At 34.0% G+C, this 13,128-nt stretch carries 6 protein-coding genes; all 6 read left to right on the forward strand.

Features of this window, described 5'->3' with window-relative positions; genetic code table 11:
- Positions 1 to 175 precede the first annotated feature (175 nt).
- The 6 genes from Q4Q47_RS03815 to rlmB all read left to right on the forward strand — a co-directional run bounded on the left by Q4Q47_RS03815 (position 176) and on the right by rlmB (position 13,077).
- Complete coding sequence (locus tag Q4Q47_RS03815; RefSeq protein WP_303305319.1) at positions 176 to 1,870, forward strand: POTRA domain-containing protein; 1,695 nt, start codon at positions 176 to 178, stop codon at positions 1,868 to 1,870.
- A gap of 278 nt (positions 1,871 to 2,148) precedes the next feature.
- Complete coding sequence (locus tag Q4Q47_RS03820) at positions 2,149 to 5,448, forward strand: SusC/RagA family TonB-linked outer membrane protein (RefSeq protein WP_303305320.1); 3,300 nt, start codon at positions 2,149 to 2,151, stop codon at positions 5,446 to 5,448.
- Between the two features lie 10 nt (positions 5,449 to 5,458).
- On the forward strand, positions 5,459 to 6,895 hold the full coding sequence (locus Q4Q47_RS03825; RefSeq protein WP_303305321.1) for a SusD/RagB family nutrient-binding outer membrane lipoprotein: 1,437 nt from the start codon (positions 5,459 to 5,461) through the stop codon (positions 6,893 to 6,895).
- Between the two features lie 574 nt (positions 6,896 to 7,469).
- Positions 7,470 to 10,766, forward strand: a complete 3,297-nt coding sequence (locus tag Q4Q47_RS03830) for a SusC/RagA family TonB-linked outer membrane protein (RefSeq protein WP_303305322.1) — start codon at positions 7,470 to 7,472, stop codon at positions 10,764 to 10,766.
- A 10-nt stretch (positions 10,767 to 10,776) separates the two neighbouring features.
- Positions 10,777 to 12,264, forward strand: a complete 1,488-nt coding sequence (locus tag Q4Q47_RS03835) for a RagB/SusD family nutrient uptake outer membrane protein (protein WP_303305323.1) — start codon at positions 10,777 to 10,779, stop codon at positions 12,262 to 12,264.
- 72 nt (positions 12,265 to 12,336) lie between these two features.
- Positions 12,337 to 13,077 (forward strand): 23S rRNA (guanosine(2251)-2'-O)-methyltransferase RlmB, encoded by a 741-nt coding sequence (rlmB, locus tag Q4Q47_RS03840; RefSeq protein WP_303305324.1) that lies wholly within the window; start codon positions 12,337 to 12,339, stop codon positions 13,075 to 13,077.
- The last annotated feature ends 51 nt before the right edge of the window (positions 13,078 to 13,128 follow it).

Below are 13,128 nucleotides of genomic sequence, written 5' to 3' on the forward strand. Positions count from 1 at the left end.
TCCTTATTTCGCTATCCATTTGTTTAATTCTACCTTTAAAACTGCCATAATTAAGCATCATTTTTTTATTAAAAACCCAAAACGATTTCGATAGAATTTAAAAATTATCTAATGACCTATATTATAAGTCTACGTTTTCCGTTAGATTTACACAATCAAAACAGCTAATTATAAAGTGAAAAAAACTTCTTTTTTACTCCTTATTATATATACACTTTTTTCTTCGGAACTGTTTTGCCAAAATTTACACCTTAAAATTGATGGCAATACTGAAAATCAAACCAATATAATCGATTCTTTAAACTACTTAAAAATTCACAAAGATTACGCTTCAATAAAACATGAAGTAGACGAAGTCCAAAAAAAACTTTTTAAAATTGGATATATTGAAAACAAATTAAAAGAAATCATTAAATCAAACGATTCGTCATTCAAAACTCAAATTCATTTAAAAAAGAAATTTAACACCATATATATATATTATGACAAAACAAAAATTAAACACTCACTTTTAGAGGCTATTTCAAAAAATGTTTTTGATGACTATTTTGAATTAGAATTTAGCAAAGTTGAAAACGTTTTAAATTTTATTAACTCTAAAATTGCAGAGGAAGGATTACCTTTTTCAAAATTACATTTGTCTAATATTAAGATTAAAGACACATCTAATTTATCAGCAAATTTGATAATTGAATCCCAAGCAAGAGAAAGAATTATTAACAACATAATAATTAAAGGCTATGAAAAATTTCCGCGCTCCTATCTAAAACACTACTTGAAAATTAAACAGTCCCAAGTTTTTGATTTAAACAGAATTAAAAACAAAACCAATCAACTAAACAATTTAAAGTTTGCTAATGAGATAAAACCTCCTGAGGTTTTATTTTCTAAAGACTCTACAGCGTTATACTTATATCTTGAAAAATCAAAAAGCAATTCTTTTGATGGTTTTTTAGGTTTTGGAACCAATGAAGAAACAAATAAATTAGAATTTGATGGTTATCTAAATTTAAATTTAACCAATAACTTAAACTTTGGTGAATCGTTTAAACTACTATACAAAAGTGATGAAAACGATCAAAAAACGTTTCAAGCGGATTTAACACTACCCTACCTGTTTAAATCTCCAATAGGGATTGATTTACGCTTACGAATTTTCAAAAAGGATTCATCATTCACAACTGTAAACCAAGCATTAAAATTGCATTATCAAATAAATTCGAAGCATAAAATTTATGCCGGTCTACTTTCTACTGAGTCAAATAATTTATTAACAGAAAATACATCACTAACAATTTCAGATTACAAAACACAATATTACACGTTGGCATACGAGTTCACAAAACCACAATCATACAATTTACTTTTTCCAACAAATTCTAAACTATATCTAGAAACAAATTTTGGAAAAAGAAAAGCACTAAATGCCCAAGAAAGACAATCTCATGTTTCTATTGATGCATTTAAAATATTTAACTTAAACAGAAAAAACAGTGTCTTTTTAAGATTAAACGGTGCTTCTTTAAATTCTAATACTTATTTCGAAAATGAATTACTAAGATTTGGTGGTATAAACTCTATTAGAGGGTTTGAAGAAAACAGCTTGTTTTCTTCTTTATTTGGTTTAATTAATACAGAGTATAGATATCAACTTAACAATTCAATTTATATTCACTCTATTATAGATGCTGCCTATTTTGAAAATAAAATCTTGAATGCTAAAGAAAAACTTTTCGGGTATGGTTTTGGCTTTGGTATTCTTACACAAGCCGGGCTATTTAGATTTAACTATGCTAATGGTAAAAATGAAAACCAAAAATTCAAACTCTCCAATTCTAAAATACACCTAAGTCTGATAGCCAATTTCTAGTTTTCACCTAATCTAACAGCATAGTTATTATGTTTTAAAGTTGAAATTCTAAACAAGCATAAACTGAACTCTATTTTTCTTTTTAAGCTAAAATAATTCAACTTAATTTACTTAAGCCTATTTATATCATTTTTGAGCTACCTTAAATTAATTTACCTGGTTTTCAAACTATTATTCCAAACCAGCTTCAACTAAATCCTTCACAGACAAGTTATTATCCTTTTAGAGTAAGTTTTGTCCCCGATTTTTACCATCGACTAATTCTAAATTATTACAAAATGAAAACAAAGTTTAGTGTAATGCTGACGCTATTATTGGCGTTAGCTGTGCAATTAGCATTTGCGCAAAAAAAGACAATTTCAGGAACGGTTTCAGACGAATCTGGCTTACCACTTCCCGGAACATCTGTCTTGATTAAAGGTACATCTTCCGGTACCTCATCTAATTTTGATGGTAAATATTCTATTGAAGTTTCTCAAGGACAAACCCTTGTATTCACTTTTATAGGATACACCACTCAAGAAGTTATCGTTGGATCATCTAGCACTTTAAATGTATTACTACAAGAAGATACTTCTGCTTTAGATGAGGTGGTTATTACAGCACTTGGTATTTCCAGAGACAAAAGATCTTTAGGGTATGCAACCCAAGAAGTTCAGGGAGACGAACTTACTGCTGTAAAAAGTGGCAATTTTGTGAATGCTCTTTCTGGTAAAGCATCTGGTATTAAAATTACTAAAACGACCAACTTAGGAGGCTCTACTAATGTATTAATTAGAGGTAATACGTCTCTTACAGGAAACAATCAAGCATTATTTGTTATTGATGGTGTGCCAGTTAGTAATAGAAATACAAATACAAGAGGTCAAGAGCAAGCTAATGGTGGTCACTATGATTATGGTAATGCCGCTTCTGATATAAATCCTGATGACATCGAATCTGTAAATATTTTAAAAGGTGCAGCCGCATCTGCTCTTTACGGATCCAGAGCTGCCAATGGTGTTATTATGATTACTACAAAAAAAGGCAAAAAATCTAAAGGATTTGGTGTTACTGTAAATTCAGGCGTTACTTTTGGTTCTATTGACAAAAGCACTTTTATTAAGTATCAAAAAGAATATGGAGGAGGTTACGGCCCTTATTATGGTGATTGCGAATGTTTATACTTAAATAATCATATTGATATTAATGGAGATGGATCACCTGACATCTCCGTACCTTATGGGGAAGACGCATCCTATGGTGCTAGATTTGATCCTAACCTATTAGTATATCAATGGGATTCCTTAGACCCAGATAATCCCAATTTTGGATCGCCAACGCCATGGGTTAATGCTAAAAATGGCCCCATAACATTTTTTGAAACACCAGTAACATTGACAAACTCTGTATCTTTGGATAAAGGTTTTGATGATGGCTCTTTCAGAATTAACTATACAAATTTTGATCAAAGTGGATTAATGCCTAACAGTTCCATAAGAAAGCATAATTTTTCAATGAGTGGAAGATTCGATCTTAATGAAAAACTTCACGCTTCCGGATTTGCCAACTACCTTAAAACCAATGGACTTGGAAGAAACACTACTGGGTATGGCGATAATATTGTTGCAGGGTTTAAACAATGGTGGCAAACTAATGTTGACATTCAACAACAAAAAGATATTTATTTCAAAACCAGAAGAAATGTCACTTGGAACCCAGGGTCAGGTTATCTTACAGGTGATTTAACTCCTATATATTGGGATAATCCATATTGGACCCGTTATGAAAACTATCAAACGGATGAGAGAAACAGATTTATTGGTAATGTCTCTTTAACTTACGATTTAAAGAATTGGTTAACTGTGACTGGTAGAGTAGCTACTGATACTTATAACGAATTACAAGAAGAACGAAGACAAGTTGGAAGTGTCCCTACTGATTTTGGAATCGGGACTGGCGCAGACGGAAGTATTAATAGAAACACTGTTGATTCTGGTTATATGAGAAGAGATATTACAGCTACTGAAACGAATTACGATTTAATGTTTAATGTAGATAAAGATTTAAGTGAGTCTCTTAACTTAAAAGCCATTCTTGGGGTAAACATTAATAGAAGGGAGTTTAGCAGATTAACCTCGGCTACGCAAGGAGGTATTAGTGTTCCTGGGCTTTATACATTAAAAAATAGTAGAGACCCATTAGCTTTACCAGTTGAAACTGTATGGAAAAATGGAACAGATGGTATTTATGGCAGTCTTTCCTTAGGCTATAATGATACTTTTTATTTAGATGCTACACTTCGTAGAGATCATGTTTCTACACTTCCTAAAGACAACAGTACATTTTACTACCCCGGTATTTCAGGTAGTTTCATCTTTAGTAAATCGGTTGATATAGATTGGTTATCTTTTGGTAAGTTTAGTGTTAACTATGCAGAAGTAGGCAATGGTGCTGCAGGAGCGAATCAATTGGAAGATTTTTATGATGTTAACACACCATTTGGATCAGCTAGCACCTCGGTTGGAAACACAAAAAACAATCCAAATTTAAAGCCAGAAAGAACAAAAAGTTACGAGTTTGGTCTTGAGACGAAATTCTTAAAGAATCGTTTAGGTATAGAAGTTGCATATTACCAATCAAACTCTATAGATCAAATTGTTGGCGTAAGAGTATCTGAAGCAACTGGTTATTTATATAAACGTGTAAACGCAGGTGAAATTGAAAATAAAGGCGTGGAACTTTCTTTATCTGGTTCACCAATAAAAACTGATGATTTTAGTTGGAATGTCAATGTAAACTGGACTAGAAACAGAAACAAAGTATTGTCTTTGCCGGAGGGACTACAAACATTACAGTTAGGTAGTTTCCAAGGTGGTATAACAATAAATGCTCAAGTAGGAGCACCTTACGGTGTTATTTATGGATCAGACTATACATACTTGGATCCATTAAATCCAACACCTGAGACAAGGTTAATTGATGCAACCTCTGGTGAGTATATGAAAACATCGACATCAGATAATATTATTGGTGATTCCAACCCTGATTGGCAGATGGGTATCAGCAACCATTTTAGCTATAAAGATTTCACCTTTAGTTTTTTAATAGACATTCAAGAAGGCGGCAGTATTTGGTCATTAGATCAATATTATGGCCTTGCGACAGGTTTACCTGCTGAAACAGTCTTTTTAAATGACTTAGGAAACCCTGTAAGAAACACTATTGCCGATGGTGGTGGATTTATCAATGTAGGTGTTAATCCAGATGGATCTACAAATACAACGCGCATTAGAGCTGATAGATTTGGTGCTTTCGGATACAGAAGAGGTTTACCTGATAAAGCATTTTCTTATGACGCCGGTTATATTAAATTAAGAGAAGTAGCACTTACTTACAATGTACCAGAAAAGCTTCTTGAGAGCACGTTCCTTACCGGAGCTTCTTTCAGCGCTATAGGCTCTAACTTATGGATGGACAAAAACCTTCCCCATGCCGATCCGGAATCTGGATTAGGCGCAGGTAATATTCAAGGTTATTCAGTAGGCTCATTACCTTCTACAAGAGATTTTGGCTTTAATGTTAAATTACAATTTTAAAATTTTGACTATGAAAAAAATATTTTTAATAATGACTGCAATCTGTATTGCATCATGTTCAAGTAATTTAGAAGACTTGAATAGAAACACCAAGGATCCTGCTGCTGTATCTGGAGAATCCTTATTTACAGGAGCTCAAAAAGCTTTAGTTGATCAAGTTGTCCACATTAATGTTAATGAGAACAATACGAAGTTATGGTCTCAGTTTTTACAAGAAACGACATACACTGACGAAAGTAATTACGATCAAGTTACCAGAACCATTCCTGAAAACCTTTGGAGTGCCATGTATAGAGATGCTTTAAAGGACTTAGATGAAGCAGGGAAAATTATTACTGAAACAACGTATTTAACGGATGAAATAAATGCATTAAAACCTAATAAGTTAAATATTATTGAGATTTTAAAAGTTTATGCATACAGTCACTTGGCTGAAACTTTTGGTGATGTACCCTATAGTGAGTCTCTAAATATTGAAATTTTAAGTCCAAAATATGATGATGGCATAACCATTTATAAAGATTTAATTTCCAGATTAACGACTGCTATCAGTAATTTAGATGATAGCAAAGATAGCTTTGGGTCTAATGACAATATTTATAAAGGAGATGTCGCTAGCTGGATAAAATTTGCAAATTCTTTAAAATTAAGAATGGGCATGTTATTAGCTGACGCAGATGATACCTATGCAAAAACTACCGTTGAATCTGCTATTGCCGGAGGTATTATAACAAGTAGCGCAGAAAATACAAATATGCAATATGGATCATCGGCTCCTAACACGCACCCAGTTCATACAGAAGCAATATTAAGTGGTCGTGATGATTTTGTTGCTGGTGCCACACTTATTGATTTAATGAATACGTTAAATGACCCTAGAAGACCTTTATGGTTTCAAACTGTGGGCGGTGACTATATAGGTGGTGAAATTGGCTCACCATCAACTTACTCTAGCCATTCACCTATGTCTGAACAGGTTGTCGCTGCTACGGCCCCAGGTGTCATATTTTCTTATTCTGAAATGCAATTTTTATTAGCTGAAGGCGCTGAAAGAGGGTATGCAACAGGTGATACTGCCGCTAATCATTATAATGCCGCAATTACTGCTTCTATTGATGAATGGGGAGGAAGTGCAGCAGATGCTGCCACTTATTTAGCACAACCATCTGTTGATTACGCTACGTTAATCGGAACTCAACCCTGGAGACAGGTTATAGGAACACAAAAATGGATTTCTTTATTTAATAGAGGCCCAGAAGCCTGGACTTCAATCAGAGTTTTTGACTTTCCAATCTTAGCAACTCCTACAGAAGCTGTTTCGGGGTTTCCAAACAGATACACGTATCCTATTGTAGAACAAACTATTAATGCGACAAATTATAATGCAGCAGCTTCAGCAATTGGAGGAGATTTAGCAGAAACAAAATTATTCTGGGATAAATTTTAAGGTATGTATCTTCTTATATAGCCGATACAGATGGTTAAGGGATTTAATTAATTTTTGGCTGTCCTTTAGGGCAGCCTTTTTTGTTTGGTATTATTAGTTATTATTTTGGAGAAAGAGTTATTAAGTGGTCGTCAAGGTCAATGAAATTGTTTACCACCAATTATAATGATTTTTTGAACTTCAAACACTTTATTATGAGGAAGTATTAATAAAGTAGAAACCAAAATAAGAATTGTTATAATGAGCCATAATCTTAAAAAAGTGAGTTTAGTCCAATAAAACAAACCCATATTATGTTTTTAAGTTCCAAATAACTAGAATATAAATCCTTTTATGAAAAATAAAAAAATCTTAAAAATAAAAAATCACCTAAACACCTCTTAAACAACCGCTTTTATATTCAAAAAAGTACATTTTACTTTTAAAATAAATCAAAAACCCCATATCAAAGCTTATTATTTTTCTATCCTTTTTCTTAAAATTTCTCGCTAAAAGGCAAATTTTAACCATTATTTATTGTTTTATTAACTTTTTATTATGATTTTTGGCATTGACTAATTCAAATAATTATAAAATGAAAACAAAGTTTAGTGGAATGCTAACGCTATTGCTAGCGTTTGCAGTGCAGCTTACGTTTGCACAAGAAAAGACAATTTCAGGTACAGTTTCAGATGATTCTGGCTTACCATTACCTGGAGCGACCGTCTTAGTTAAAGGTACTAGTTCTGGTACATCTTCAGATTTCGATGGTAAATATTCAATTAGAGCAAATCAAGGAGCAACAATTGTTTTTAGTTTCGTAGGGTATACAACTATAGAGGTCCCAGTAGGAGCTTCCAATACAATTAATGTCACTTTACAAGAAGATGCAGAAGCTTTAGAAGAAGTTGTGGTAGTTGGTTATGGTACTTCTACAAAGAAGTCATTTACAGGAACTGCAGCAACTATTAGCTCTGAAAATCTAGAAGCAAAAACGTTTCCTAATGTATCACAAATGCTTACTGGTGAAGCTGCAGGTATTACTGTTGTAAATACTTCTGGTCAACCTGGTAATGTATCTACAGTTCGTATTCGTGGATATGGTTCGGTTAATGGTAACAGAGAGCCTCTTTATGTAGTAGATGGTGTACCATTAACGGTACCACGTTTAAGAAATAGTGCTGTAAATGATGACAACCTAGAAGCTGATTTTAACAACACTATAAGTCCGTTAAACTCTATTAACCCACAAGATATAGAGAGTACTACTGTTCTGAAAGATGCAGCGGCAACTGCAATTTATGGTTCTCGTGGAGCCAACGGGGTGATTTTAATAACTACCAAGAAAGGTAGATCAGGAGAGTCATCAATAGAAGTAGATTTTAAAACTGGTATTACTACACAGTTAATCCCTAGATATGATGTCGTTACATCTCCGGAAGAGTATATTGGATATGCTTGGGAAGGTATATTCAACAGAGGTATAGGAGAGGGAGAAGCTGACCCTGCTGCCTATGCAAATGCAAACTTATTTACATCAAGTTACATCAATGCAGCCTATAATATGTGGGATGTGGCTAATGTAGGAGAACTGATAGATCCCGCAACCCGTACTGTAAGACCTGGTGTAGCAAGACGCTACTCACCGCAAAGTTTTAGAGATTTAAGTTTTCAAGCAGCTTTTAGATCAGAAGCTAATCTACGTATGAGTGGAGGAAACGAAAAAACTAAATACTTCGCATCTGCTGGTTACTTGGATGATAAAGGTTATGCTTTAAATACAGGATTCAAAAGACAAAATACACGTTTAAATGTAACGTCTGAAGTAAAGAAATGGTTAAAAGTGGGATCAAATATGAGTTACTCATTCTCTGAAAGCCAAAACAATGGTCAAACTGTTGGTTCTGAAAACCTTTTCGAATTTGCTGACAAAAACCCACCTATATTCCCAGTATTTTTGAGAGATGATAATGGGAACCTTGTTCCTGAACCAATATTTGGTGGTTTCCAATATGACTATGGTTCTGCTTCGCCTTTAGGAAGACCACGAACAAGTGCAAACTTATTAAACCCAGTAGGGTCTGCGATTTATGACTTCTTAGGAAGTAAACGTCATGATATTATTGGTAATTTCTCTGCAGAAATTATATTTAGTGAAAGTTTAAGTTTCGAAACTAAATTCGGTCTTCAATATTCACAAGACCGACAAAAGAGTTACAGCAATCCTTTTTATGGATCGGAAACAAGTTCTGGTGGAACATTATTCCAACGTGACAACCGAGATATTACAAAAAACTTTTTACAATTATTACGATACACTAGAAGTTTTGGTGAACACAATGTTAACTTCTTAGTAGCTCATGAAAGTAATGATTATGAACGAGAAAGAAATACGGTGTCAAAACGTGAGGCAGCAATTCCTGGAATACTTGACTTAACCAATTTTGTTGTTCCTCAAGGTTCTCCTACAGGATTCATAGAAGGAGCCTCTATTGAATCATATTTTTCTCAAGTGAATTATAATTACAAGGATACTTATTTCTTATCAGGTTCTGTGCGTCGTGACGGCTCATCTCGTTTCGTAAATAATAAATGGGGAACTTTTGGTTCTGTAGGAGCATCTTGGATAGCTAGTAATGAAGATTTTTTAGTTAACAGCGACGCCATATCATATTTAAAAGTAAAAGCATCTTACGGTGTCATTGGAGACCAAGCAGGTATCGATTTTTTCCAATCATCAGATACATTCAATATTAATAATTTAAATGATGGTGTTTCATTATCTGAAAGATTAAACGGAAATCCCGATTTAACATGGGAAACATCTAAAATGTTTCAAACTGGTGTAGAAATATCTTTTGGTAAATTCATTGATCTTGACGTAGATTACTACATTAAGAATACTGAAAACCTCTTTTTTAATAGAAGAGTTGGGTCGTCTCAGGGAATTTCTTCAGTAACGGTTAATGATGGGGTTTTACAAAACCGTGGTCTTGAATTTAGTTTAACCGCTCATCTTATAAAAACTGAAGACGCCTCTTTAGATTTTACATTTAACGGAGAGCGTGTAACTAATGAAATTACAACAATGCCGCTTGAGCCTTCTACAGGTCTGCCGAGAATTATTGATACTTCAGCACTTTACTATGGCTATTCTCAAGGGAGCTCCATATTTGATTTCTTCCTACGTGAATGGGCTGGTGTAGATCCTGCTACAGGAGTAGGCCAATGGAACCAATATTTTGATGATGCAAACAGTAATGGTACATTAGAAACAGGAGAAGAACTAGGTGTTAATCTAACGCAATATCTTAATGATAATCCTGGCGCAAATATTCAAAGCCAGACAACGACATCATACTCTGCTGCTACGCTTAAATATGTTGGTAAATCAAGTATTCCAAAACTTCGTGGTGCATTTAGGTTAGCTGGGCAATATAAAAACTTTAATTTATCTACTCAATTTACGTATAGTCTAGGTGGATACGCTTTAGATGTGCAATACTCTGAGTTAATGAATGATCGTTTCGGAGCAGGAGCAAATAACTTTCATAGAGATATCGCTCAAAGATGGCAACAACCTGGTGATATTACAGATGTTCCTCGTATTTCTGATAACTTTGATGCTAATGTAGGATCGTCATCAACAAGATGGTTAATTAAATCTGATTATCTAGCTCTAAATAATGTACAATTAGGTTATTCTTTACCTTCTAAGTTCCTTAATAATACGGGAATAAATAAAGTACACCTATCGGTATCTGGAGATAACTTATTTGTACTAACAAAAAGAGATGGGTTCAATCCTTCTACCACAGAAACTGGTAACACAGGAAGACGTTTGTATGCTCCTTTAAGCACAATAACTTTTGGGGCACGTGTTAAATTTTAAAAAAAAAAAAATGAAAAATAAATTTATAATTTCAACGTTAATCGCGGCTTTTACAGTTGTATTATTCAGCTGCGAAGATGACTTTTTAGAAAAAACGCCCTCTGAGTTTTTTACTCAAGCTCAAATATCTGAAGCTGCAGAAAGCGATCCAGGCGTAATTGCCTCAACTCTGAGTGGTATCTATTCTCTAATGGTACAAATTGAGACTGGTGGAACCACTGGTGATGATGACTTTGGTCAAAAGGGTAACGATATTTTTGGTGATATGCTCTGCGGTGATATGGCCTTATCTGTAAGTACATTTGGTTGGTACAGAGCTAGTATTACAGAATTCCAAGGTACACAAGATTTTACTTTTGGAGATAACAGACAAGTATGGAGGTATTACTATCGTGTTGTACGGTCTGCTAATGCAGCTATAGCGGCATTAGGTGGTAATGACGCTGTTCCGGAATCAGATAGTGGTAAACACCTTTTAGGTCAAGCAAAAGCGATTAGAGCGCACTCTTATTTTTATTTGACTCAATACTTTGCGAATAATTATAATCCTTCTGCTGAAATATTACCACTTTATGATGACATTGATGATTTAAATGGGCCAAAAGTAGCTACTAGCGAAATTTACGCTTTAATGGAAAGTGATTTAAGATCTGCTATTACATTACTCGACGGTTTTAATCGTTCTGCAAAAAACGAAATTAACAAACCTGTAGCTCAAGGGCTTTTAGCTTATGTATTAGGTTCTAGAAGAGACAGTTGGGCAGAAGTTGCCACATTAACTAAAGATGTTATCGATAATGGCGGTTTTCCTTTAATGACAGCTACAGAAATAGTTGGAGGTTTTGACGATGTTGCTACTCCTGGTTGGATGTGGGGAATCGATTTAACTTTAGAAATTGGTTTAGACTTAGTATCTTGGTGGGGACAAATGGATTCATTTTCATTTAGTTACGCTTGGGCTGGTGATTTTAAGGCCATCGATCAAGCTTTATATGATCAGATACCAGAAAATGATGCCAGAAAAGAACAATTTAGGGATGCAGCTCATCCTGGTAGACCACTTTTACCTTTAAACAAATTTTATCATGAAGGTAGAGTTATAGGTGGGCAACGTAATATCGAAACAGATTATATATATATGCGTGTAGCTGAAATGTATCTTTTACATGCTGAAGCTTCAGCAAGAAACGGCGCTGAAGGTGATGCTAGAACTGCTTTAAAACAATTGTTAGATTTACGTATTCCAGATTCATCATATGTGGATGGCTTAAGTGGTCAAGCACTAATTGACGAGATTTATCTACAAACTCGTATTGAATTATGGGGTGAAGGTAAAAGTTATTTAGCAATGAAAAGAAATGAGGCTACTATAACGAGAGGTTCTAATCATTTATCAAATGTAGGTGTTCCTATTGATCATGATGATGAGCGATTAACTTTTGAAATTCCAGAATTAGAAATTCAAAATAATCCGTTTATAGACTCTCAAAATGAGTAAATAGATAAAATATTCAATTTTTTGAGGCCATCTAAAATTTTAGATGGCCTCTTTTTTTATACCTTTACCCCAATGGAAAACCAAACACAAATATTCGGTATAAGAGCTATTATAGAAGCCATTAATGCAGGCGAAACAATCGACAAGGTATTTCTTCAAAAAGGCTTAAAAGGAGAGCTTTTTAGCGAATTGGAAACCCTTTTAAGAAAAAATTCTATCAACTCTTCTTATGTACCTGTTGAAAAACTTAACAGACTCACCAGAAAAAATCACCAAGGTGCCGTTGCTCAAATTTCACCAATTGAATTTCATGAGATAGAAACTTTGGTTTCAAATGTTCTAGAATCTGGTAAAACGCCTTTATTTTTACTGTTAGATCAATTAAGCGATGTTCGTAATTTTGGAGCTATTATTCGTACCGCAGAGTGTACTGGTGTTGATGGTATTATTATTCAAAAAAAAGGTGGTGCACCTGTAAATGGTGACACTATTAAAACAAGTGCCGGAGCTGTTTTTAAAGTACCTATTTGCAAAGTTGACCATATTAAAGATGCTGTTTTTTATATGCAGGCATCTGGCATCCATGTTATTGCCGCTACCGAGAAAACAGAGAATACCTTATATGATGTTTCTTTTAAAGAACCTTGTGCTATTATTATGGGGTCTGAAGGTAGAGGTATTAACCCGTCTACTCTAAAAGTTGTTGATGCAAAAGCTAAATTACCTATATTGGGAGAGATTGAATCTTTAAATGTTTCTGTTGCATGCGGTGCTTTTTTATATGAAGTAGTGAGACAGAGGATTGATGATTGATGATTGATGATTGATGATTGATGAATTTAGAACTTGGAACTTGGAACTTGG

It is taken from the genome of Flavivirga spongiicola, from assembly GCF_030540825.1.
GTDB lineage: Bacteria > Bacteroidota > Bacteroidia > Flavobacteriales > Flavobacteriaceae > Flavivirga > Flavivirga spongiicola.